The organism is Paraburkholderia sp. J76 (assembly GCF_905220295.1).
GTDB lineage: Bacteria > Pseudomonadota > Gammaproteobacteria > Burkholderiales > Burkholderiaceae > Paraburkholderia.
Map to the genome: position 1 here is coordinate 217,036 of NZ_CAJMZJ010000008.1, position 24,077 is coordinate 241,112.

Consider the following 24,077-nt stretch of genomic DNA (forward strand, 5'->3'; position numbering starts at 1 on the left):
CTTGCGTCGCATTCACGGGTATGGCGGCCGGACGCGACGCTTGGGGCTACGGAAGCTCGTATTACTGGAGGAGCTTCAGGATCTGCTGCGGCTGCGAGTTCGCTTGTGCGAGCACCGAGATACCGGCTTGCTGCAGCACTTGCGCCTTGCTCAGGTTGGCCGTTTCTTGCGCGAAGTCGGCGTCCTGGATCGACGACTGTGCGGTCGAGAGGTCGGTCGACTGAGCTTGCTGCGTCGTGCCGATTGCCGTGAAGCGGTTCTGTGCTGCGCCGAGCGTTGCCTGCAGGTTGTTCAGCGTGTTCAGCGCGTTGTCGATCGACTCCATGGCCATGCTTGCGCCGCTTGCCGTGCTGATGTTGACGTTTGCAACATCGGTCGGCACGTTGTAGGAGTTGACTTGAGCTGCCACTGCGTCGGCGGCGGCGGAGCCGGCCGAACCCACAGCCGTGTCGAGGCCGCTGTCGGTGAGCGAGAGCGCCGTGCCCGAACCCACGATTGCGTTGCCGGTGACCGTTGCGCCGCTAGCCGAGAACAGGGCGCTGACAGCCGTGTTCGTCAGTGCCGTGTTGTTCTGGTCGGTGAACGTGAAGCCGCCGCTGCCGTCGGAGACGACGTTGATCGACGTGATGGTTGCCGACGAGCCGGTGGCTGCGGCGCCCGAAGCATTCAGGCTCAGGTTGCTGAACGTGCCGAGCGTCTGGCCGGCTTGCGGCACGCCGCTGCCGATCGATGCCGCCGACATGTTTTGCGACAGGTTCAGGCTGATCGTCTGGCCGACGTTTGCGCCGACCTGGAACGACACCGTGCCGAGCGTACCGTTCAGCACGTTCATGCCGTTGTACGTCGTTTGCGAAGCAACACGGTTGATTTCCGAAACCTGCTGCGCGACTTCCTGTTGCAGTGCTGCGCGGTCGTCGTCGGTCATCGAGCCGTTGGCGGCTTCCGTGGCCAACTGGCGGATACGCTGCAGGCTGCTCGTCAGCGACGAGAGGCCGCTCGATGCCGTTTGAACCAGCGAAACGCCATCGTTCGAGTTCGACACGCCCTGATTCAGACCGTTGATCTGGGTCTGCATGATGTTCGAGATCGCGAGACCTGCTGCATCGTCAGCCGCGCTGTTGATGCGCTTACCCGACGACAGGCGCGTGATCGCTTGCGACAGCGCGCTGCCCGAACCCGTCAGGTTCTGTTGCGCGACGAGCGAGTTGATGTTGCTGTTGATTCCGAGCATGGAAATTCTCCTAAGCGGGCGGCAAGCCCGTTACAAGCCACTATGGCCGCGGCGGAAGCAATCGTTCATTGCTGGCCGCCTCAGTGAAGGTTGTCGGCGCAGGTAAAAAAAACTTGAGGGGAAGCGCCGACAATCGGGACCTCATTTGCGCGGTGCATAAAAATCCTGCTGCGCCGCGCTCCGTGCTTCCCGCTTGTTTACGGCAGGGGCCGCACGCGGTTTAGCGCGAGGGCGCCGGCGGCGCTTCCCGGGCCGCGTGCCCGTGCCGGCTGCAACGCGCGGCGAGGCGGCGTATCCTCAACGGTTTCCCGTTCCCCTTTTTGCTGGAGGCCCCATGGAACTACGCAGGATCGGCACTTCCCCATTGCAGGTCGCCCCCCTCATGTTCGGCGGCAACGTTTTCGGCTGGACCGCGGATGAAGCCACCTCGTTTTCGATCCTCGACGCCTTCACCGACGCCGGCCTGAACTTCATCGACACCGCCGACGTCTACTCCGCGTGGGTGCCCGGCAACCGGGGCGGCGAGTCGGAGACGATCATCGGCAAGTGGATCGCGAAGAGCGGCAAGCGCGACAACGTGGTGATCGCAACGAAGGTCGCAAAGGACGCGCGCCGCCCGGGGCTTTCCGCCGCGAACATCACGGCCGCCGTGGAAGATTCGCTGCGCCGTCTGCAGACCGATTACATCGATGTGTACTTCTCGCACGAAGACGACCAGAAAGTCCCGCTCGAAGAGACGCTCGGGGCCTACCAGCGGCTCATCGAGGCGGGCAAGGTGCGCGTGATCGGGGCGTCGAACTACACGGGCGCACGCGTCGAGGAGGCGCTCGCGGTCTCGAAGAAGTCCGGCCTGCCCGCGTACCAGATCATCCAGCCCGAATACAACCTTTACGACCGCGCGCATTACGAGGCCGATCTCGAACCCGTGGCGATGGCGCAAAAGCTGGCGGTCGTGCCCTATTACAGCCTGGCGAGCGGCTTTCTTTCCGGCAAATACCGTTCGCGCGAGGATCTTGCAAAGAGCACGCGCGGCTCGCGCGTCGAGAAGTACCTCGACCACCGCGGCATCCGGATTCTGGCGGCGCTCGATTACGTGGCCGAGCGGCACGGCAGCACGCTCGCGGCGGTGGCGCTGGCGTGGCTGATCGCGCGCCCGAGCATCACCGCGCCGATCGCGAGCGCGACCTCGCTGGATCAACTGGAGAGCCTCGCGGCGGCCGTGCGGCTGAAGCTCGATCCGGCCGACGTCCAGGCGCTCAACGACGCGAGCGCCTGACGGGCGGAATAACATTAATCCAGGTGTCCTAAGTAAGGGGCCGGTGAGGGCACTTGCGCGGCGGCTGCGGCATGCGGCGCAAGTGCCTGACTAGAATCAAGAAACCCTGGTCAGGCGAATCGTTTGCTGATATCATTGAGAGTGAATTGAGATCTTTGCCTGTTTTGTTGCCGTGTTCGTTACTGTTGGCGGCCGCAAACCGGCGGTCAGGTGTGTTGCAGCAAGGTCGACCTGATCGCGTTCCGCTGTGAACCCCCTACTTCTCTTTTCCGGCCTCCGTGGCCGCCTTGCCTCTCGTTCAGCCCCACCGTGGCGAACGACCGGAGGGCCGGCGCGTGAGCGGCTTTGACGCCCACGCCTTTGAACCGTATTAAGCGATTTGAGTTAGGAAATACATGACGACGATTCTTCTGAAGGAAAACGAGCCGTTCGAAGTGGCGATTCGCCGCTTCCGCCGCGCAATCGAAAAGAACGGCCTGATCGCCGAGCTGCGTGAGCGTCAAGCTTACGAAAAGCCGACGGCAGTTCGCAAGCGCAAGAAGGCAGCAGCCGTCAAGCGCCTGCACAAGCGTCTGCGCAGCCAGATGCTGCCGAAGAAGCTCCACTAAGCTTTTTCGCTTTTCGATGTTCCGCCAGACGGCGGCGCATGCTTCGCAAGAGGCTGCGCCGCCGTTTGTGTTTTTGCGTCGATCTCGCGTTAAGCGCGCCGGCCGCTCAGGCGGCGTCTTTCATGTGTTCGGGCGACAGGCGGAACTGCGCGGCAATCGAGCAAAGGCGCTCGCGCCACTCCCACACGCCGAACACGTCGTGCACGTTCTGCAGGCAACTCAGCAGGTTGATCGTAGCGGGATCGTAGATGTTGATGTGAGCACGCAATAGCGCTTTTTTCAGCGCGGCTACGCCCACGTCCATATAGAGCGGCACGTCGGTCGCCTCACGGCCGAGGTAGCGCACGGGAATGCCTTCCATGGCGCTCATATAGTCGCGCGGCCGGATGAAACTGCCAACCGGACACCCGCCGTAGCTGTGCGCGCTGCCGTAGCCGCCGCCACAGCCACCGCCCCGGTAGGCGCCGCCGCCGCGTGGCAGCAGTGCCGCGCGCCCCTGGCCCAGGAGATGGGCCACCGCGCGGTCGAAGATTTCCTGATGGCTCAGGAAGTGGACGTTTTTCATTTCAGCCCCCTGCCGCCCAAGCGCCGGGCACAGGTTAATTCCCTTCTAATGCGGCGCCGCCGGCCTTCCGGCCGCATCAACTACCCGTTCCCCTGACACGCCTGCATTCACTTCCCGTTATAACGGCGCGCCGCTGAAAAACCGTGGGCCTGCGCACCATCGCGACGAGAAATTGCCGCGGCCGGTATTCGGCGCGACCGTGTTGATATCCAGCAAAACCCCGCCGGACAACGGTTGGCGAGGGGAGTCGCACCCCGCTCGGGACTTTCCCGGATCGCGGCTGAAAGGGTGCGCGCGCCCGCGCTTCGCTGCGCTCAGGCGCGCCGCTTCTTTTTCCCGAGCGTTGCGCAAGCGTCGCGGCGCATGCAGTCGCGCTCATGGTCGTTGACCATGCCGACAGCCTGCATGAACGCGTAACAGATCGTTGTGCCAACGAATTTGCAGCCGTATTTTTTGAGCGCCTTGCTGAGCGCGTCCGAGACCTCGGTGGACGCCGGCGCGTCGCGATACGACGCCAGGTCGTTCTGGATGGGCGTGTTGTTCACGAACGACCAGACGAACTGCGCGAGCGAGCCGTGTTCGGCCTGGATTTGCTGCACGGCGCGGGCGTTGGCGATGGCCGCTTCGATCTTGGCCCGGTTGCGCACGATGGAGGCATCCTGCATGAGCGTTTCGACATGCCCGGGCGTAAAACGCGCAACCTTCGCGATGTCGAAGTTGGCGAAAGCGCGGCGATAGCCTTCGCGCTTGTTGAGTATCGTGGACCACGAGAGTCCCGCCTGCGCGCCTTCGAGCACGATCATTTCGAACAGATGCTGGTCGTCCCGCGACGGCACGCCCCACTCCTCGTCGTGGTATTGCACGTACTGCGGCGACGCGTTGGCCGATACCCAGTTGCAGCGGTGTGTCACGGTAAGTTCTCCTTGCGAGACGTCATTCTGGCCACGCAAGCATAGCGGATCGGGGTTGCGCCGCCACCCTGGCCGGATGGCCGATTGTGCGAACGCAGGGAAGCCGTTAGTCTCTGCGGCACGACAAATCTTTTGGCTTTCGACCGGATACACGGACACAGAGACGCGCGAGGCGCGGCGGACATCATGCAGAAATACACCTGGTTGATCGGCGTTGACGGTGGGGGCACCGGCACGCGCATCGCGCTCGGCGACACGAACGGCGTCGAACTTGCGCGGGCGGCCGCGGGGCCGTCGGGGCTCGGACTCGGTATCGAACGCGCCTGGCAATCGATCGAGGAAGGTTGCCGCGCTGCGTTCGCGCAGGCCGGCGTGGCGTTTGACTGGTCGCAATGCGTGCTCGGCTGCGGGCTGGCAGGCGTGAACAACCCCGACTGGCTGGCGCCGTTTCGCGCTACCGCGCCGCCCGTGGCCGGCCTCGCGGTGGAAAGCGACGCTTATACGACGCTGCTGGGCGCGCACGGCGGCGAGCCGGGCGTGGTGGTCGCGCTTGGCACGGGCAGCATCGCGGCGGTGCTCGACGAGAACGGGCAGTGTCGCATTGCGGGCGGCTTCGGTTTTCCCTCTGGCGACGAAGCGAGCGGCGCCTGGTTCGGCCTGCGCGCAATCGTGTGGGCGCAGCAGGCGCTCGACGCGCGCGCACCCATGGACGACTTTGCGCGTGCCCTCCTCGCCCACGCGCAAGCGACCGATCGCGACAGCCTTATCGTGTGGCTGTGCGCGGCCAACCAGACGGCCTACGCCAGCCTCGCGCCGGTTGTCCTCGCGCATCGCGAACATCCGTTCGTTGCCAGGCTGCTCGCCGAAGCCGGTATGGAGATCGCGAAGCTCATCACGGCGCTCGATCCTTCGGGCAGCCTGCCCGCGGCGCTCTCGGGCGGGCTTGGGCAGCCGCTGCGCGAATGGGTGCCGGAAGCGGTGCGCGACCGCCTGCGCGCGCCGCTCGCCGATTCCACGACCGGCGCGCTGCGGCTCGCGCGGCGGGAAGCCCAAAGGCTGGCGCTTGCGGCCGCGGGCAACTGAGCGATGAATGGCGGGCGCCGCAAACGTAGGTCAAGGGCATAGCCGTGCCACAGATGCTACGATTCAGCGTTTCCCGCTAGCTGTCTGATCACCATGTACAAGGTCATTGCAACCGATCTCGACGGAACGCTGCTCAATAGCGACCATCAGGTCGATCCGTTCACGGTTGCCACGTTGGGCGCCCTCGATGCACAGGGGCTGCCGTTCGTGATCGCGACCGGCCGCCATTATTGCGACGTAGCCGGCATTCGCAACGTGCTCGGCATCCGGCCGTATCTCATCACCGCGAACGGCGCACGCGTGCATGCGCCCGACGACACGCTCATCCACGCGAGCAATCTGACCGCCGCCATGGTCGAGCGCCTCGTTGCGGCCAATACCGTGGGCGAGCACGGCCGCGTGATCGTGAGCATCTATACCGACGACGCCTGGCTCATCGACCGCCACGCGCCCGAACTGCTCGCGTATCACCAGGACTCGGGCTTCGAGTATCGCGTGGCGAATCTGCGCGACCATGCCGGCGCGGGCATTGCCAAGGCGCTTTATATTGGCGACCCCGCCGATCTCGCGCACGTCGCGCAGAATCTCGCGCGCGAGTTCGGCGACGCGCTTTACGTCACCTACTCGCTGCCCGATTGTCTCGAAGTGATGGTGGCCGGCGTTTCGAAGGGGCGCGCGCTGCGCGTCGTGCTCGAGCGGCTCGGCGTGGACGCCTCGGGTTGCGTGGCGTTCGGCGACAACATGAACGATATCGATCTGCTCGAAACGGCGGGTCATCCGTTCATGATGAACAACGCCAATCCCGATCTCATCAAGCGGCTGCCTTCGGTGCCGCGCATCGGCAACAACTTCGAGGCCGGTGTCGCGCACCATCTGCGCAAGCTGTTCGCACTCGACGACGAACTCGCGTCGTAGTCCACGCTCGCCGCTGTCGCGATTTCATTCCGACGGTTATTGCCCGGCGGGCAGTTGCGCGCACGGGCATTCGTCCGGGCGCCCGTCCAGCCCTTCGCGCTCGTGCGAAAAACGCGCGTGCGCCGCGCCGGCGCTCCAGTCGATACGCACCACATAAATGCTGTCGAAGTCCGCGCTTTCCCAGCGCGGCACATCGCTCGCGCTGCCGCCGTGCGCGGCGACCACGCGGCGCACGAGCGTCTCGATTTCCCGATGTTCCCATGCAACGAGCACGGTGCGGCCGCGCCACCTTGGATCGACGAGCGTGGTTTGCAGCGCGTCGATCTTCGAATAGCCATACGGCGTCTGGATCGGCATGCCGAACTGGATCGCGGTGGGTTCGATCGTCGCGAGCGGGCGCACGTAATACCAAAGATGGCCGTTGTCTTCCTTTTGCTCGCCGGGGTCCGGCGCGTAAATGGCATCGGGCTTGCCGTATTTCGCTGCGATTACCGCCGGCAGCGCAAGCGCGCGGTTCAGCCCTTTGCAACTGAGCTGGCCGAATCCCTCTGGCGGCTTTTCGCCATGCCTCACGAAGACGAGTGTTTCGACGTCGCTCGCGTTCGTTTGCGTTGCCCCGGCGACGTGAGCGCTGGCGGCGGATTCGCTGGCGGTGGACCCGCTGGCCTGCGGCAGCGGGGCGCACGCGCACACCAGCGCGCTCAGCCCAGCGGCGAGTGTCGGGGCGAACCGGATTGGCCAAAGGCGTGAGCGCTTCATACTGGGCGTCGTGGTGCTCCGTGTGGCAAGACAGGCGGAAAGTCGCCCGATTCTAGCAGCGTGGCCATCGCGGCAGGGTCCGCCGCGCACTCGTGACGCCCGGGCCGGCAAAGACAAACGGGCGCCGAAGCGCCCGTTTGATGATGCACGAAAAAGGTCGTGCGATTCAGCGTGGCTCGAGCCGCGCAGACATGCGGGAACGCGTCAGGCCGTCAAGCCGTCTCGCGCACGGACACCGCCGCTACCGCCTCGCGCCGCCCCGCCACTGCCGGATACACGATGCCCGCGATCACGGCGCCGACGATCGGCGCGACCCAGAACAGCCACAGTTGCGAGATCGCCTCGCCGCCCACGAAGAGCGCAGGGCCGGTCGAGCGGGCCGGATTCACCGAGGTATTGGTGACGGGAATCGAAATCAGGTGAATGAGCGTGAGGCACAGGCCGATGGCGATCGGCGCGAAGCCAGCCGGCGCGCGCTTGTCGGTCGCGCCGAGGATGACGAACAGGAAGAACGCGGTCATGACGGCTTCGCACACGAACGCGGCGCCCATGGCGTAGTGGCCCGGCGAGTGCTCGCCGTAACCGTTGGTCGCGAAGCCGCTGCCGACGAGGTCGAAGCCCGGTTTGCCCGTGGCGATGAGCGACAGCACGAACGCGCCGATCACCGCGCCCACCACCTGTGCGGCGATGTACGGCACGAGGTCGCGCGCCGGGAAGCGGCCCGCGACGGTCAGGCCCACGCTCACGGCGGGGTTCAGATGGCAGCCCGAAATATGGCCGATGGCGTAGGCCATGGTGAGCACCGTCAGGCCGAACGCGAGAGACACGCCCACGAAGCCGATGCCGAGTCCGTGAACCGGGCCGGCGAAGTTGGCCGCGAGCACGGCGCTGCCGCAGCCGCCCAGGACCAGCCAGAAAGTGCCGATCAGTTCGGCAATGAGTCGCTTGGATAAGTGCATTGCGTGACACCTCGAAAAGTCGAATTGAAGGAGCCGCGTAAAATGCCGGCGCCAGGAAATGCCAGATTCTAGGCAGTCGCCCTTTTCGATGCTGTCAAGGATTGTCAATTTTGACGTAATTGGCCGAATTATTTCGATTGGCGTCTGCGCAATTGCGCGCAGAAGCGACCAATCGTTAAATTGGGAAATGGCGTGATAAAGCAGTATTAATAGCGATTGCGAATTCCGTTATTTGCGTCTAATCTCCGGTCGAGTCGGTTTCACGAGCAATGAAGGGGGAATGGAAATGTCGCAATATTCAGAACTCAAGGCGCAGATCGCAAAACTCCAGGCTCAGGCCGAAGAGGCGCGACGCACGGAAATCGCGGAAGTCATCGCCGCGATCAGGGAAAAGATCAACGAATACGGCCTTTCCGCCCAGGATCTGGGCTTTGCCGAGGCCGCGCGCCGCGGGCGTCCGCCGAAAAAGGCGCCGCTCCCCGCGCGCTACCAGGACCCCAAGTCCGGCGCGACCTGGAGCGGGCGCGGCAAGCCGCCCAAGTGGATCGCGGGCAAGAACCGCGAACGCTACCTGATTGCCTGATTGCGCTTGAATGTGCTTGATTGTCCGTGCATGCGGCCGGGCGAACGGCCCACGCCGTCGTCTCGCCGCCACGACAAATGCAATAAAAGAGCCGCATGAAACATGCGGCTCTTTTTTATGCGGCATCGTAATCGAGATGTAATGACGCTATTCGGCGACTCGCAAACGATTCACATCGCCCTTTTGTCTGGATTTATCCCGAAAATCAGACGCCTCTCATCCAGCGGCGACACGTCGCAGCACCGGACGTTGTGCCGCTTCGATCAGCGCCGTATATGTGTCGACATAATTGCCGGCCATGATGTGCGACGTGAACCGTTGTTCGAACTGGTTGCGAATCGCCTCGCGCGACAGCGAATCGATATTCTGAAGCGCGGCCACGGCCCCTTGCACGTCCTCGACCACATGGCCCGTCACGCTGGGTTCGATCACCTCGGGCACCGAACCGCGATTGAAGGCGATGACCGGCGTGCCGCACGCCATGGCCTCGATCATCACGAGGCCGAACGGCTCAGACCAGTCGATCGGGAACAGGAGCGCTTTGGCGCCGGAAAGGAACGCGGGCTTCTGCTCTTCGTTGATCTCGCCGATGAATTCCACGTGAGCTTGCGACAGCAGCGGCTCGATCTCGGTCTTGAAATAGTCCTGATCGACCTTGTCCACCTTGGCGGCGATCTTCAGCGGCAGGCCGGAGAGCGCGGCGATCTTGATCGCCGTGTCCACGCGCTTTTCCGGGCAGATACGGCCGAGGAACGCGAGGTACTCGGGCTTGCGGTCGGTTTGCGGCGTGAGCAGGTTCTTCGGCAGTCCGTGATAGATCGTGTTCTGCCACGCGGCCTGCGGCAACGGCTGGCGCTGCGAGTCCGAAATCGAGATCACGGGCGCGTTGGAGAATTGCTCGAACACGGGTTGCAGTTCCGGCAGGTCGAGGCGGCCGTGGAGCGTCGTGACGAACGGCGTGTCCATGGACGTGAAAAGCGGGAACGGCAGGTAGTCGAGGTGAAAGTGCAGCACGTCGAACTCATGTGCGACGCGGCGCACGCGTTCGAGCAGCACCATGTGCGGGGCGAGCGCGTCGCGGATCGTCGGGTCGAGGCGTAGCGCGCGCGGCCACGCAGCTTCGAGGTTTGCCGAGGTGACCGAATCGCCGCTGGCGAACAGCGTCACGTCGTGGCCGAGCTCGACGAGCGCTTCGGTCAGATAGGACACGACGCGCTCGGTGCCGCCATAAAGCTTGGGCGGAACGGCTTCGTAGAGTGGCGCAATTTGTGCGATTCGCATTATTCGATCTCCTGGCAAAAAGCCGCGTGTGCAATGAACTCAGTGATGTGGCACTACGGCGGTACTGCGGTATCGGGTTATCCCTGAGTCCGATTATGGCCGTTTCGGCCGCCGACACACGCGGATTTGCAAACGCTTAATGTTGTTACAGCGGGATACAGCGGGTGTAAGAGCCCATTGCAAAGCGTGACCTCGCTTGCGCGCGCAACCCGCAAGCAACGTACCCGAGCCGCCCGGCGAGGGACACGACGATTTTCCGATGCCGTCCGGGCGAGGGCCAGATACCATGGGGCCGTGACGCATTGATGAAAAAGCCTATAATCAGCAGACAATTACGCGGCTTATGCGCATGACATGACGCGCGCCGCGTCCCGCCGCTGCTTTTCCCTCCTTGTCAGAAAAATTCCTACACGTTAGCGAAAGTTTTTCTCGCAACGCGTCGCGGCATCCGTCCGATTTCCATTTGTTCGCGCCCCAGCCACAATGCACCCACGACCATAAACAGCCGTTTGGATGCACGCGAGTTGCGTCCGGGCGAGCAAACGTTTTCCGCGGGCGGTCTGACCAGCCGCCGCGATTTGATTCGGGGGAATCCATGAGCGCGACGACGCATAGCGACATGCTCAATGAGATAAAGGAAGTGAACCTGTCGTACCTGTTGCTCGCGCAACGTCTTTTGCGTGAGGACAAGCCGACGGGCATGTTCCGCATGGGCATCTCCGAGCAGTCCGCCGAGGTGCTCGCCAATCTCTCTTTCGCGCAGACCGTGCGGCTTGCCGCGTCGAACCAGTTGCTTTGCCGCTTCCGGTTCGACGACCACGCCATCCTGAGCGCGCTTGCCGACAAGGGCAAAACCGCGCTGACCCACTCGGCCATCATCATGGCGGGCCAGGACGTCGAGCAGATCGGCTGAACCGCTTCGCTCCCGCGCCGCGCTACGCGGCCGCGCATTGCACTCTGGCCCGGCGCGAGCCGCGGCAGGGGCCACGCGCATTCCATTGCGGCTTCCAACGGGTGTCTATGGCGACAAAGAGTGTGGTTCAGGAGGTAAAGGAGATCGCGCTCGCAATCGAGCTGATCGAACTGGGCGCGCGCCTGCAGTTGCTCGAAGCCGAGACCTCGCTCTCGCGCGACCGGCTTATCCGTCTTTACAAGGAAGTGAAGGGCGAGTCGCCGCCCAAGGGCATGCTGCCGTTTTCGACCGACTGGTTCATGACGTGGCAGCCCAACGTCCACTCCTCGCTGTTCTACAACACGTTCGTGTTCATGAACCGTCACGGGCGCTGCGAGCCGATCCACGCCATCGTGAAGAGCTACCGGCTCTATCTGGAGCACCTTCGGCTGCACGACGAAACGCCCGCGCTGAGCCTCACGCGCGCCTGGACGCTCGTGCGCTACTTCACCTCGGGCCTGCTGCAGATGACGCCATGCAGCCGCTGCGGCGGCCGCTACGTGGCCCATGCGCACGACCCGCAGCGCGGCTTCGTCTGCGGGCTGTGCCAGCCGCCTTCGCGGGCGGGGCGCACGCGGCGCAGCGCGCTCGCAGCGCGGATCGCAGCCTGAGGCAGATCGACGCGGGCAAATCCCGTTCGATGCGGCGGGCGCACCGCCGGGACCCCGGATAAACCCGGCCCGTCCCGGTGCAGGCGCTGTCCGGCTCCGATCGACGGCACCGCCGCCAACGCTCACCGCCAGCCTCGGACGCAAACGATAACCCTTTCCCGCACGGCTTTGCGAACCGGCCCCACATTCCCCCGCGCTGCCCAGGCAAGGCGGGCGGCAAATGCCCGGCCGGCTTGCGATCCGCGCCCATTCAAACCCAAAGTTTTTCGCGCCGTTGCCGTAAACCCAGCTAAGGGCGCGGGCCGACGGCGGTTCGCGGCGCATTTCTAGTGAGGACCCGGCTGTGCTGATTATCGTTGGAACACTCTTGACGATCTTTTGCGTCTTCGGGGGCTATGCGCTCGAGGGTGGCCATCTGGGCGCCCTCATGCAGCCGATGGAGCTGCTCATGATCGGCGGTGCTGGCGTCGGCGCGTTCATCCTCGGCAACGGCATCAAGACCATCAAGGCCACCTTGCGCGTGCTTCCCACGCTGTTCAAGGGCGCCAAATACAACAAGGACGTGTACATGGAGCTGCTCGCGCTGCTCTATGTCCTGCTCGCGAAGGCGCGAAAGGAAGGCACGCTCACGCTCGAAGCGGATATCGACGATCCGCACAAGAGCCCGATCTTCACGCAGTATCCGAAGATCCTCGCCGACCATCACATCGTCGAATTCCTTACCGACTACCTGCGTCTCATGGTGGGCGGCAACATGAACGCCTTCGAGATCGAAAGCCTCATGGACGAGGAAATCGAAACGCACCACGCCGAAGGCGAGGCCCCCGCGCATGCGCTCGCCAAGGTGGGCGACGCAATGCCGGCGTTCGGTATCGTCGCGGCGGTGATGGGCGTCGTGCACACCATGGCTTCCGCCGACAAGCCGCCCGCGGTTCTCGGCGAGATGATCGCCCAGGCGCTGGTGGGCACCTTCCTCGGCATTCTGCTTTCGTACGGCCTGATCGGCCCGCTTTCGAGCCTCGCGGAGCAGCGCGTGACCGAGTCGACCAAGATGTTCCAGTGCATCAAGGTGACGATTCTCGCGAGCCTGAACGGCTACGCGCCGGCCATTGCCGTGGAGTTCGGCCGCAAGGTGCTGTTCTCGACCGAGCGTCCGTCGTTCACGGAACTCGAAGAGCACGTGCGCCGCGTGAAGGCGAAGTAAGGACCGGCCATGAGCAACAACAAGGACCGCGCGATCGTCGTCAAGCGCGCCGCGCCGAAGAAGGCCGGCCATCATGGCGGCGCGTGGAAGCTCGCCTACGCGGACTTCATGACCGCGATGATGGCGTTCTTCCTGCTGATGTGGCTGCTGTCGTCGGCTTCGACGGTGCAGTTGCGCGGCATTGCCGACTACTTCAACCAGCCGCTGAAGATCACGCTCTGGGGCGGCGACCGCAGCGCCGAAGACTCCAGCATCCTGAAGGGCGGCGGCCGCGATATTTCCTCGCAGGATCAGGGCATCACGCGGCGCAGCGACGGCGCGACCGAGCGCTCGGAGCGCAACCAGTCGAAGCACAACGACGACGACGCCACGAAGCAGCTCGAAGGCTCGCTCGAACGCAAGGAGCAGGTGCGCCTGCACGACCTGCAGGTGAAGCTGATGGCGGCGATCGAGGCGAACCCGGTGCTGCGCCAGTTCAAGCAGCAGATCCGCATCGATTCCACGCTGCAGGGCCTGCGCATCGAAATCGTCGATTCGCAGAAGCGCCCGATGTTCGCCACCGCGCGCGATGTGGTCGAGCCGTACATGCGCGACATCCTGCAGGCGATCGGCAAGACGCTCAACGACGTGCCCAACCGCATCGTCGTGCAGGGCCACACCGACGCCGTGCCCTACGCCGGCGGCGAAAAGGGCTATAGCAACTGGGAGCTTTCCGCCGACCGCGCGAATGCATCGCGCCGCGAGCTGATCGCGGGCGGCATGGACGAATCGAAGGTGTTGCGCGTGCTCGGTCTCGCTTCCACGCAGAACCTGAACAAGGCCGATCCGCTCGACCCGGAGAACCGCCGCATCAGCATCATCGTATTGAACAAGAAGTCCGAAGACGCGCTCATGCACGACGACTCGACCACCACCACGCTCTCCGACGACGCAGCGGGTTCGGGCAAGAGCCTGCCCGCGCTCACGCCGGACGCCGTGCCGGTCAGGGCCGCGCCCGCGCCGGTGGCGATCGCGCCGAAGATGGCGACAGCGGTTGCCCCCGCGGTGGCCCCGGCGATGAGCGTCGCGCCGGCAGCGCAATGACAACGAGGAACGGATGATCAGGAACATTCTGGCAATCGACGATTCGGTGTCCATGCGGGAGATCCTGCGTGCGGCGCTCGGCTCAGCAGGCTACGAAGTGACGGTGGCGAGCGACGGCGAGGAGGGGCTCGAGCATGCGCTCGCCCAGCGCTTCGATCTCGTGCTCACCGACCTTTACATGCCGCGCATGGGCGGACTCGACCTGATCAAGCAGTTGAGGGCGAATCCTTCGTACCTCGAAACGCCCATCCTCGTGCTGACCACGGAATCGGACGAAGGCTTCAAGGCAGCCGTACGCGACGCAGGCGCGACCGGCTGGATCGAAAAACCGGTGGACCCCGAGCTGCTCGTCGATCTGGCGAGCGCGCTCGGCGAGGCCCACCCTTGAGGTGCCGCGCGGCGACCGACCCGGCATCCCAGGCACTCCCAGGCAATTAACGCGGTGAAAGAGCAATGACTCTCGACATCACTCAGTTCTACCAGACGTTTTTCGACGAGGCGGACGAACTGCTCGCACAGATGGAGCAGCTTCTCCTGAACCTGAACGTCGGTCGCCCGGATCCCGAGGATCTGGCGGCGATCTTCCGCGCGGCGCACTCCATCAAGGGTGGCGCGGCGACGTTCGGCTTCACGGCCTTGACCGAGACGACCCACATTCTCGAATCGCTGCTCGACCGCGCTCGCAACAACGAACTCGTGCTGCGCAAGGACATGATCGACACGTTCCTCGAAACGAAGGACGTGCTCTCCGACCAGCTCGGCGCCTACCGCGCGAGCGCCGAACCCGACGCGCAAGCGGCTGCCGCCGTGCGCACGAAGCTCGAGCGCCTTTACGCGGAAAGCCGCGGCGTACCTGCGACCGAGCCGGCACCAGCACCGGCGCCGGCGCCCGCGCCGGCCCCGCAGGCAAGCGCCGGCGATTCGGAAGAAGATCTCGAAGCGGCTTTCGAAATGCACAGCGCGCTGGCGGCCAGCGGTTCGGGCGCGCCCGAGCACGTCGTGAGCGAAGCGATCGATGCAGCGGGCTCGACGCCCGCGCCCGGCGCCGATGCGCCCGCGGAAGGCCCGCATCTGCGCGTGACGCTGCGCGCCGTCGATGCGAAGGATCAGGAACTGCTCGTCGAAGAACTCGGCAACCTCGGCCGCATTCTCGGCCAGGTGAAGACCGGCGACGACCTCACGCTGTGGCTCGAAACCGATGTGACGTCCGACGACATCATCGCGGTGTGCTGCTTCGTGATCGACGAGAAGCAGATTTCGATTGGCCGGGGCGCAGCGCCGCAAGGCGATGCGCAACCGGCGGCGGCATCCGCTGCAACTGCACCGGCCCCCGCTGCGCCCGCAGCACCGGCGGCGCCCGTCGCGAGCGCGCCTGGCGTAGTCGCGGCCCCGGCGAGCGCACCGCATGCGGAACTCGAAGCGCCGCGCCCTCTCGTGAGCGCGCCGGGCGTCGCTGCGCCGGGCGTCGCTACGCCGGGCGTCGCGTCGCCCGCGCAGGCAGAAGGCGAGCGCAAGGCCCGTCCGGCTGCGGCCGCCAATTCGGCCGAAGGCAGCTCGATTCGCGTGGGCGTCGAAAAGGTCGATCAGTTGATCAACCTCGTGGGCGAACTCGTCATCACGCAGGCCATGCTGGCGGAAACGACCAGCACGTTCGACCCGGCGCTGCACGACCGCCTCTACAACGGCATGGCGCAGCTCGAGCGCAACGCGCGCGACCTGCAGGAAGCGGTGATGTCGATCCGCATGATGCCGATGGATTACGTTTTCAGCCGCTTTCCGCGTCTCGTGCGCGATCTCGCGGCGAAGCTCGGAAAGGAAGTCGAGCTTGTCACCTTCGGTCAGGCGACCGAACTCGACAAGAGCCTGATCGAGCGCATCATCGACCCGCTCACCCACCTCGTGCGCAACTCGCTCGACCACGGCATCGAAACCGTGGAAGCGCGCCGCGCCGCGGGCAAGGACGCAACGGGCCAGCTCGTGCTCTCCGCCGCGCACCACGGCGGCAACATCGTGATCGAGGTGAGCGACGACGGCGCGGGCCTGCGCCGCGACAAGATTCTCGCCAAGGCGATCAAGCAGGGCATGCAGGTGAGCGACACCATGTCCGACGACGAAGTCTGGAACCTCATCTTCCTGCCGGGCTTTTCGACGGCCGAGCAAGTGACCGACGTGTCGGGCCGCGGCGTGGGCATGGACGTGGTCAAGCGCAACATCCAGGCGATGGGCGGCCACGTGGAGATCACTTCGCACGCGGGCAAGGGCAGCACCACGCGCATCGTGCTGCCGCTCACGCTGGCGATTCTCGACGGCATGTCGGTGAAGGTCGGCGAAGAGATTTTCATTCTGCCGCTGAACTTCGTGATGGAGTCGCTGCAGCCCCGCCACGAAGACATCTACACCGTCACCAACGGCGACCGTGTGGTGCGCGTGCGCGGCGAATACTTGCCGCTCGTCGCGCTCCACAAGGCGTTCAACGTGGAAGGCGCGCGCACGGACCCGACGCAGGGCATCGTCACGATCATGGAAACCGAAGGCCGCCGCTTCGCCATGCTGATCGATGAGCTGGTGGGCCAGCAGCAGGTCGTGGTGAAGAACCTCGAAACGAACTACCGCAAGGTGCACGGCATTTCGGCCGCGACCATTCTCGGCGACGGCAGCGTAGCGCTGATCGTCGACGTGGCCGCGCTCAATCGCGAAACGCGCGCCACGCACGGCGTGAGCGCCAGCGCTAATTCGGGTGCGTTCGCCGAATTCGCGTGAGACGTAAATGAAGTCCGGACGCAGTCAACCCATCATCTCCCAACCGTTCAGGGGCTAACGTGGCAGAAGTCCAATCGATTCAAGGCAGCGGCGCGCACGGCGCTCTTGCCGGCGCGCAACGCCGCGACGCGCTGCAGGCCGACGCAGGCGGTCAGGAATTCCTCGTCTTCACGCTCGGCGCGGAAGAGTACGGCATCGACATCCTGAAGGTGCAGGAAATCCGCGGCTACGACAGCGTGACGCGCATTGCGAACGCGCCCGATTTCATCAAGGGCGTGATCAACCTGCGCGGCATCATCGTGCCGATCGTCGACATGCGCATCAAGTTTCATCTGGGCCGCGTCGAGTACGACCACCAGACGGTCGTCATCATCCTGAACGTCGCGCATCGCGTGGTCGGCATGGTGGTGGACGGCGTCTCGGACGTGCTTACGCTGCAGATGGAGCAGATCATGCCCGCGCCGGAATTCGGCGCGACGCTCACGACCGAGTACCTCACGGGTCTCGGCACCGTGGAAGGCCGCATGCTGATCCTGATGGATATCGAAAAGCTGATGACGAGCCGGGAAATGGCTCTGATCGAGGCGTTGGTTTAACGCGCCGAGAGGTACAAACGGGGAGGCCGCAAGGCCAGCGCGAGAGAGAGCGGAAAAGCCGCCGCGAAAGAGCGGCAAGCCGCCTTCGCTTTCGCGCGCGCCCGCATGAGCCGAGGCCGCCCCGATTCGCACAGGACAGGAGCAAACGAGATGCTGCAAAGATGGTCGATCCGCACGACGCTCACGGGCGTCGGGGTCATTCTGGTTGCGCTGACCGTGCTGGTCGGCGCACTCGGGCTCGTCGCGCTCGGGCGTGCGGGCGACGCGTTCACCGAGATCGTGCGAGGCGATCTGGTGGCGATGCATTCGCTCAACGACGCGTCGTCGTATCTGCTGCGTACGCGCGTCGCGATCGACCGCGCGAGCGCGCTCGCGGCGGCGGGCCAGGCCGACGAGGCGAACAAGGCGATCGATCGCGCCCAGGAACTGCTCGGCAAATCCAACGACGCCTGGCAGGCCTTCCAGAGCGCGCCCAGGAGCGGTCTCGACGCCGCCGCGCTCGACGCGCTCGCGGCCAAACGCGCCACGCTTATGCAAGACGGCGTGCAGCCCGAGTTCGCGGCCCTGCGCGCAAACGATCAAGCGGCCTATCACGCCGTCGCCGACACGAAGATCAGCCCGATGTTCGTCGACTACGACAACGTCGCGGGGCCGCTCGCGCAGGCACTGGAAGACAGCGCCCAGGCTCGCGAGGTCGCCGCGAACGACAAGATCGCCGTGATGCGCATCGCCATTGGCGTGGTGATCGCGCTGGCGCTCGTGCTCGTGGTGGCGATCCGCTTCGCCATGCGCGGCCTCATCGTGCAGCCGCTCGAGGACGCCGTGGCGTGCTTCGAGCGCATCGCGCACGGCGATCTGTCGCAGCCGGTCACGGTCTACAGCAACAACGAGATCGGGCGTCTCTTCGGCGGCATCAAGCGCATGCAGGAAAGCCTCGTCACGCTCGTGAGGGCGGTGCACACCGGCGCAAGCTCGATCGACGTGGGCGCGCGCGAGATCGCCATGGGCAACACCGATCTCTCGCAGCGCACCGAGCAGCAGGCCGCTTCGCTGCAGGAAACGGCGTCGAGCATGGAGCAGCTCACCGGCACCGTGCGCCAGAACGCCGAGAACGCGCGCCAGGCGAGCCAGCTTGCCGTGAACGCCTCCGACATCGCGACGCGCGGCGGCGAGGTGGTGGGCGAGGTCGTGAACACGATGCAGGGCATCGCGGTGAGTTCGGCCAAGGTCGTGGACATCATCAGCGTGATCGAGGGCATTGCGTTCCAGACCAACATTCTCGCGCTCAACGCGGCCGTGGAAGCGGCGCGCGCGGGCGAGCAGGGGCGCGGCTTCGCGGTGGTCGCGGGCGAAGTGCGCAGCCTCGCGCAGCGCAGCGCGAGCGCGGCGAAGGAAATCAAGGAACTCATCAACGACTCGGCCGAGAAGGTGCAAAGCGGCTCGCAACTGGTGGGCCGCGCGGGCACGACGATGGAAGAAATTCTTCAGGCCGTGCGCCGCGTGACCGACATCATGGGTGAGATCAGCGCGGCGTCCGAGGAACAGTCGGGCGGCATCGAGCAGGTCAACCGCGCCGTCACGCAGATGGATACCGTCACGCAGCAGAACGCCGCGCTGGTGGAACAGGCGGCCGCCGCGGCGGCCTCGCTCGAAGAGCAGACACGCCAGTTGCAAAGCGTGCTCGGCACGTGGACGACGGGCGGCGCGGCGGCACGCGTGGCGCCGCAGGCGCCGGCCGCCGCGAAACGCACGGCGCCCTCGTCGATGTCGGCGGGGGCGAAGGGCGTAGCGGCTGCGGCGCCGTCCGCATCCGCGGAAACCATCGCGCAGGCAACGAAAGCAGCAGCGAAGCCCGCCGCGCATTCGGTGACAAATGCGGTAACAAATGCGGTGACAAATGCGGCGGCAAATGCGGTAACAAGCCCGGCAGCAAAGGCAGCGGCAAGACCGGCGGCAAAGGCCGCCGCGCCCGCGCGCGCCGAGGCCCACGCGAGTACGGCGGCATCCGCTTCGGACGATTCGGACTGGGAAACGTTCTGATCGAACGCGGCACGCAAAAGTAGTGAAGCACTGAACACGACGAGCAACTGCAATGCACATGAGCGCTACACAACGGCAAGACCTGCCGCGCCGGACCCCAGGGTCCACGCGCGTTGCGCGGGCCGCCCATGCGCCGCACGCATTGCAACCGGGCAGGCGCGGCGCGCAGCAGTCCTGCGCCGCGAAATCCCAGGCAGTGGGCGGCGCGCAATGCGAAGGAGCATCAGCATGAAAGCGCTGCGAAATTCACGCCACGACGCCGGGGAGCCGGGCGGCCCGGGCGTCGAGAGCAACCGCGATTTCGATTTCACCTCGGCGGATTTCGAGCGCATTCGTGCGCTCATTCACCGCCGCGCGGGCATCTCGCTCTCGGATCACAAGCGCGACATGGCATACAGCCGCCTCGCGCGGCGCTTGCGCACGCTCGGCATCGACAGTTTTCGCGAGTACCTCGACCAGCTCGAAGCGCGCAACGACGCGAACGAGTGGGAAGCGTTCACGAACGCGCTCACCACCAACCTCACGGCGTTTTTCCGCGAGGCGCATCATTTCCCGATCCTCGCGGATTTCGTGAAGCGCAGGAGTTCCCAGCCGGTTTCCGTGTGGTGTTCGGCGGCATCGACGGGCGAAGAGCCTTACTCGATCGCGATGACGCTCGTCGAAGCGCTGGGCGAACGCGCCGCGCGCGAGGCGCGCGTGCTCGCCACCGACCTCGACACCCAGGTGCTCGCCAAGGCCGACGCGGGTGTCTACTCGTACGACCAGGTGAAGCATCTGTCGCCCGAGCGCCTCAAGCGTTTCTTCTTCAAGGGCACGGGCTCGCACTCGGGGCTCGTGAAGGTGCGCCCCGAGCTGCGCGCGATGATCAAGTTCGAGCAGCTCAATCTCACCGACGCGGACTACGGCCTGCGCACGACGTTCGACGCGATCTTTTGCCGCAACGTGATGATCTATTTCGACAAGCCGACCCAGGCGCAGGTCCTCACGCGTTTCGAGCCGCTCATGAAGCCGGACGGCCTGCTGTTCGCGGGCCACTCGGAGAACTTCACGTACGTCACGCAGGCGTTCCGTCTGCGCGGCCAGACGGTGTACGAACTCACGCGCGGCAGTCAGGCTCAGGCCAATGCCGCCCCGCGCCGCGCGAGCGACGCGCTCGGAGTGCCCGCATGAGCGCCCGCCTCCCGATCGCGACGAATCGCTATTTCGACACGCATTTCCAGCGCCCCGGCGTGAAGCTCCTGCCCAACGAGTTCTACACGACGGGCGAGGACATGGTGCTCGTCACCGTGCTCGGCTCGTGCGTGGCGGCGTGCATTCAGGACCGCACCGCCGGCATAGGCGGCATGAACCATTTCATGCTGCCCGACGACGGCGCCGATTCCGCCCACGCGCTCACCGGCGCCTCCGACGCGATGCGCTACGGCGCGTACGCGATGGAAGTGCTCATCAACGAGCTGATCAAGGCGGGCGGCCGGCGCGAGCGCTTCGAGGCCAAGGTGTTCGGCGGCGCGGCGGTGCTCGCGGGCATGACGACGATGAACATCGGCGATCGCAACGCCGTGTTCGTGCGCCGCTATCTCGCGACCGAGAACATCCGCATCGTGGCCGAGGACCTGCAAGGCTCGCATCCGCGCAAGGTGGCGTTTTTGCCGCGCACCGGCCAGGTGATGGTGAAGAAGCTGCGCCTTTCGCAGGACACGAGCGTGGCCGAGCGCGAACAGCAGCTTGCGGCGCAAACCGCGGAGGCGCGCGCCGAACGGCTCGCGCGGGCGCGCTCGCGCGTCGAGCTGTTCGGCGTCGGCAGCGCCGGGCGCGCGGCGAATGCGGCGAATGCGGCGGCGGCGTCCCAGATTTCCCAATCCCAGCCGCAGAGCGCGCGCCCTCGCATCGAGCTGTTCGGCTCGAGCGTGCCGTCCGCGCTGCGCGCATCCGGTCAAGACAACGCCAGGACAGTAGAGGAGGCGTGAACGCTGTGCAAAAAATCAAGGTTCTCTGCGTCGACGATTCGGCGCTGATCCGCAGTTTGATGACGGAAATCATCAACGGTCAGCCCGACATGACGGTCGTCGCCACCGCGCCGGATCCGCTCGTCGCGCGCGAGCTGATCAAGCAGCACAACCCCGACGTGCTCACGCTCGACGTGGAAATGCCGCGCATGGACGGCCTCGACTTCCTCGAGAAGTTGATGCGTCTGCGACCCATGCCGGTCGTGATGGTGTCGTCGTTGACCGAGCGCGGCAACGAAATCACGCTGCGCGCGCTGGAACTCGGCGCGGTCGATTTCGTGACCAAGCCGAAGGTCGGCATTCGCGACGGCATGCTCGAATACTCGGAAAAGCTCGCCGACAAGGTGCGCGCCGCCGCGCGCGCCCGCGTGCGCGCTCACCATGCGAGCCCGGCGCCCGCAGCGGGCGGCGCGGCGCATGCTCAAGCCGCCGCGCAGGCAGCGAGCCTGGCGCCGATGATCAACAACCGGCTCGTGTCGACCGAAAAGCTCGTGATCGTCGGCGCGTCGACGGGCGGCACCGAGGCGATCCGCGAAGTGCTGCAGCCGCTGCCGCCCGACGCGCCCGCGGTGCTGATCGCGCAGCACATGCCGCCGGGGTTCACGAAGTCGTTCGCACAGCGCCTGAACGGGCTGTGCCGCATCACCGTCAAGGAAGCGGAGCACGGCGAACGCGTGCTGCCCGGCCACGCCTATATCGCGCCGGGCCACGCGCATCTCCTGCTCGCGCGCAGCGGGGCGAACTACATCGCGCATCTGTCCGACGACCCGCCGGTCAACCGGCACCGTCCGTCGGTCGACGTGTTGTTCCGCTCGGCCGCGCTGCACGCGGGCAAGAACGCCATCGGCGTGATTCTCACGGGCATGGGCCGCGACGGTGCGGCCGGGCTGCTCGAAATGCGTCAGGCCGGGGCGTACACGCTTGCGCAGGACGAGGCGAGCTGCATCGTGTTCGGCATGCCGCGCGAAGCCATCGCCATGGGCGGCGCCGACGAAATCGCCCCGCTTGCCGACATGAGCCGGCGCGTGATGACCCGCCTCGCCTCGATGGGCGACCGGGTCCAGCGTGTCTAATGAACAACCAATATCGAGAGATCGCGTTGGCCGCAAACGCTTGCACGATCGCTCGCGATTAATTTATCTGGATAGGCAGTGGGCTTCTCTGGATAATTGCCCGGGTTTTCGCCTGGAGGAATGAAACGTGATGGATAAGGGAATGAAGATTCTGGTGGTGGACGATTTTCCGACGATGCGCCGGATTGTCCGCAACCTGCTCAAGGAACTGGGCTACTCGAACGTCGACGAAGCCGAAGATGGCGCAGCGGGCCTCGCACGCCTGCGCGGCGGCAACTACGAGTTCGTGATCTCCGACTGGAACATGCCGAACCTCGACGGTCTCGCCATGCTCAAGGAGATCCGCGCCGACGCGAACCTCACGCATCTGCCGGTGCTGATGGTGACGGCGGAGTCGAAGAAGGAAAACATCATCGCGGCGGCGCAGGCCGGCGCGAGCGGCTATGTGGTGAAGCCGTTCACGGCCGCCACGCTCGACGAGAAGCTCAACAAGATTCTCGAGAAGATGGCCAAGACGGGGAGCTGACGTGAACGAGCCCATCAGTTCCGGCGAGTGGCCGGAAGGCGAGGGCGCCGAGCCGCTCCCGCAGCCTCCGGAGTTCGACTTCGAGGCGCCGGCTGCGGGCGAGGCGGGCGAGCTTGCGACGGATCGCATCCTCGCGCGCATCGGCCACCTCACGCGGAGCCTGCGCGACTCGATGCGCGAACTCGGCCTCGACAAGCACGTGGAGCGCGCCGCCGAGGCGGTGCCCGACGCGCGCGACCGGCTGCGCTATGTCGCCAACATGACCGAGCAGGCGGCCGAGCGCGTGCTGACCGCGATCGACATCGCCAAGCCGCTGCAGGAAACGCTCGAGCACGACGCGAAGGAGCTGACGAGCCGCTGGGCGACGTGGTACGACGCGCCGATCGGCCGCGCGGAAGTGCGCCAACTGATGGACGACACGCGCGCCTTCGTGGACGGCGTGCCGCAAGCCACGGCAGCGACCAACCAGCAACTGCTCGAGATCATGCTCGCTCAGGATTTCCAGGACCTGACGGGCCAGGTGATCAAGAAGATCATGGACGTGGTCTATCTGATCGAGCAGCAGTTGCTCACGGTGCTGGTCGAGAACATCGCACCGGAGCGGCGCGAGCAGTTCGCGGCGACGGCGGCGGCGCTCGCGGAGACCCAGAGCAGCACGGGCAGCCCCGAAGGGCTGCTCAACGGCCCGCAGATCAATCCGGAAGGCAAGACCGACGTGGTGCAGGACCAGGCGCAGGTCGACGATCTGCTCGCGAGCCTCGGTTTCTGACCGGCGCGCGGGCGGCCCTGTACGCCCGCGCGCATGCCGTTAGCCGAACGGCCAACTGCCGTATGTAATCCAGGGCGGGCATACTAGTGCTCATGCCTTCGCGTCCTGCCGCCACCAACGTGTTGCGGCGGCGCAGCGAAGCATAGCCAGCCGTTGCCCGTCCTGCTGCGTCCCGCCGCGACATTCGCGCGCGGCCCCACAGCGTATGGTGCAACGCCCCATCGCCAGAGGGAGGGGACGCCTTGTATCCGTACACATCGCCATGTGGCCGCGCGTTCGGCGCGGC

At 65.4% G+C, this 24,077-nt stretch carries 24 protein-coding genes; 18 read left to right on the forward strand and 6 right to left on the reverse strand.

Annotated features, from left to right (window positions below; translation table 11 throughout):
* Positions 1-61 precede the first annotated feature (61 nt).
* Positions 62-1,231, reverse strand: a complete 1,170-nt coding sequence (locus U5768_RS17510) for a flagellin (RefSeq protein WP_322031655.1) — start codon at positions 1,229-1,231, stop codon at positions 62-64.
* 334 nt (positions 1,232-1,565) lie between these two features.
* On the opposite strand from U5768_RS17510, the gene U5768_RS17515 reads away from it, so the two are divergent.
* A complete protein-coding gene (locus tag U5768_RS17515; RefSeq protein WP_322031656.1) occupies positions 1,566-2,507 on the forward strand; it encodes an aldo/keto reductase in 942 nt (313 codons plus the stop codon).
* Positions 2,508-2,902: 395 nt separating this feature from the next.
* On the forward strand, positions 2,903-3,115 hold the full coding sequence (rpsU, locus tag U5768_RS17520; protein WP_004198205.1) for a 30S ribosomal protein S21: 213 nt from the start codon (positions 2,903-2,905) through the stop codon (positions 3,113-3,115).
* A gap of 106 nt (positions 3,116-3,221) precedes the next feature.
* On the opposite strand, the gene U5768_RS17525 is transcribed toward rpsU, so the two are convergent.
* Together U5768_RS17525 and U5768_RS17530 are read right to left on the reverse strand one after the other, a co-directional pair.
* Complete coding sequence (locus tag U5768_RS17525) at positions 3,222-3,680, reverse strand: hypothetical protein (RefSeq protein ID WP_322031657.1); 459 nt, start codon at positions 3,678-3,680, stop codon at positions 3,222-3,224.
* A 314-nt stretch (positions 3,681-3,994) separates the two neighbouring features.
* Complete coding sequence (locus tag U5768_RS17530) at positions 3,995-4,591, reverse strand: DNA-3-methyladenine glycosylase I (RefSeq protein ID WP_322031658.1); 597 nt, start codon at positions 4,589-4,591, stop codon at positions 3,995-3,997.
* A gap of 186 nt (positions 4,592-4,777) precedes the next feature.
* Between U5768_RS17530 and U5768_RS17535 the strand changes: the two genes are divergently transcribed.
* Positions 4,778-5,674, forward strand: a complete 897-nt coding sequence (locus U5768_RS17535; protein WP_322031659.1) for a BadF/BadG/BcrA/BcrD ATPase family protein — start codon at positions 4,778-4,780, stop codon at positions 5,672-5,674.
* A gap of 93 nt (positions 5,675-5,767) precedes the next feature.
* On the forward strand, positions 5,768-6,589 hold the full coding sequence (locus U5768_RS17540; protein ID WP_322031660.1) for a Cof-type HAD-IIB family hydrolase: 822 nt from the start codon (positions 5,768-5,770) through the stop codon (positions 6,587-6,589).
* A gap of 36 nt (positions 6,590-6,625) precedes the next feature.
* Here the strand turns inward: U5768_RS17540 and U5768_RS17545 are convergent, their stop codons facing one another.
* Together U5768_RS17545 and aqpZ are read right to left on the reverse strand one after the other, a co-directional pair.
* On the reverse strand, positions 6,626-7,348 hold the full coding sequence (locus tag U5768_RS17545; protein WP_322031661.1) for a histidine phosphatase family protein: 723 nt from the start codon (positions 7,346-7,348) through the stop codon (positions 6,626-6,628).
* Positions 7,349-7,560: 212 nt separating this feature from the next.
* On the reverse strand, positions 7,561-8,307 hold the full coding sequence (gene aqpZ, locus U5768_RS17550; protein WP_322031662.1) for an aquaporin Z: 747 nt from the start codon (positions 8,305-8,307) through the stop codon (positions 7,561-7,563).
* Positions 8,308-8,593: 286 nt separating this feature from the next.
* Between aqpZ and U5768_RS17555 the strand changes: the two genes are divergently transcribed.
* Positions 8,594-8,890: an H-NS histone family protein gene (locus U5768_RS17555; protein WP_322031663.1), complete on the forward strand. Its 297-nt coding sequence runs from the start codon at positions 8,594-8,596 to the stop codon at positions 8,888-8,890.
* A 216-nt stretch (positions 8,891-9,106) separates the two neighbouring features.
* On the opposite strand, the gene U5768_RS17560 is transcribed toward U5768_RS17555, so the two are convergent.
* Positions 9,107-10,171, reverse strand: a complete 1,065-nt coding sequence (locus U5768_RS17560; RefSeq protein ID WP_322031664.1) for a glycosyltransferase family 4 protein — start codon at positions 10,169-10,171, stop codon at positions 9,107-9,109.
* A 595-nt stretch (positions 10,172-10,766) separates the two neighbouring features.
* Between U5768_RS17560 and flhD the strand changes: the two genes are divergently transcribed.
* The 13 genes from flhD (at position 10,767) to cheZ (ending at position 23,791) form a co-directional block, all read left to right on the forward strand.
* Entirely contained in the window at positions 10,767-11,084 is a 318-nt protein-coding gene (flhD, locus tag U5768_RS17565; protein ID WP_028203344.1) for a flagellar transcriptional regulator FlhD, read from the forward strand.
* 107 nt (positions 11,085-11,191) lie between these two features.
* A complete protein-coding gene (gene flhC / locus U5768_RS17570) occupies positions 11,192-11,734 on the forward strand; it encodes a flagellar transcriptional regulator FlhC (protein WP_322031665.1) in 543 nt (180 codons plus the stop codon).
* 343 nt (positions 11,735-12,077) lie between these two features.
* Positions 12,078-12,938, forward strand: a complete 861-nt coding sequence (gene motA, locus U5768_RS17575; protein ID WP_322031666.1) for a flagellar motor stator protein MotA — start codon at positions 12,078-12,080, stop codon at positions 12,936-12,938.
* Between the two features lie 9 nt (positions 12,939-12,947).
* Entirely contained in the window at positions 12,948-14,021 is a 1,074-nt protein-coding gene (gene motB, locus U5768_RS17580; protein ID WP_322031667.1) for a flagellar motor protein MotB, read from the forward strand.
* Between the two features lie 13 nt (positions 14,022-14,034).
* A complete protein-coding gene (locus U5768_RS17585) occupies positions 14,035-14,409 on the forward strand; it encodes a response regulator (protein ID WP_322031668.1) in 375 nt (124 codons plus the stop codon).
* Positions 14,410-14,474: 65 nt separating this feature from the next.
* The gene (gene cheA / locus U5768_RS17590; protein ID WP_322031669.1) at positions 14,475-16,781 is read left to right on the forward strand and encodes a chemotaxis protein CheA; all 2,307 of its coding nucleotides are present in this window, start codon (positions 14,475-14,477) and stop codon (positions 16,779-16,781) included.
* Positions 16,782-16,840: 59 nt separating this feature from the next.
* Entirely contained in the window at positions 16,841-17,377 is a 537-nt protein-coding gene (gene cheW / locus U5768_RS17595; RefSeq protein ID WP_322031670.1) for a chemotaxis protein CheW, read from the forward strand.
* A 150-nt stretch (positions 17,378-17,527) separates the two neighbouring features.
* The gene (locus U5768_RS17600) at positions 17,528-19,417 is read left to right on the forward strand and encodes a methyl-accepting chemotaxis protein (protein ID WP_322031671.1); all 1,890 of its coding nucleotides are present in this window, start codon (positions 17,528-17,530) and stop codon (positions 19,415-19,417) included.
* Between the two features lie 228 nt (positions 19,418-19,645).
* Positions 19,646-20,587: a CheR family methyltransferase gene (locus U5768_RS17605; RefSeq protein WP_322031672.1), complete on the forward strand. Its 942-nt coding sequence runs from the start codon at positions 19,646-19,648 to the stop codon at positions 20,585-20,587.
* Positions 20,584-21,384, forward strand: coding sequence for a chemoreceptor glutamine deamidase CheD (gene cheD / locus U5768_RS17610; protein ID WP_322031673.1), 801 nt, complete (start codon positions 20,584-20,586; stop codon positions 21,382-21,384). The genes U5768_RS17605 and cheD overlap by 4 nt, the downstream gene beginning before the upstream one ends.
* 5 nt (positions 21,385-21,389) lie before the next feature.
* On the forward strand, positions 21,390-22,496 hold the full coding sequence (locus tag U5768_RS17615) for a chemotaxis response regulator protein-glutamate methylesterase (RefSeq protein WP_322031776.1): 1,107 nt from the start codon (positions 21,390-21,392) through the stop codon (positions 22,494-22,496).
* A gap of 130 nt (positions 22,497-22,626) precedes the next feature.
* Positions 22,627-23,022, forward strand: a complete 396-nt coding sequence (gene cheY / locus U5768_RS17620) for a chemotaxis response regulator CheY (protein WP_028203354.1) — start codon at positions 22,627-22,629, stop codon at positions 23,020-23,022.
* 1 nt (position 23,023) lies between these two features.
* A complete protein-coding gene (gene cheZ / locus U5768_RS17625) occupies positions 23,024-23,791 on the forward strand; it encodes a protein phosphatase CheZ (protein WP_322031674.1) in 768 nt (255 codons plus the stop codon).
* The last annotated feature ends 286 nt before the right edge of the window (positions 23,792-24,077 follow it).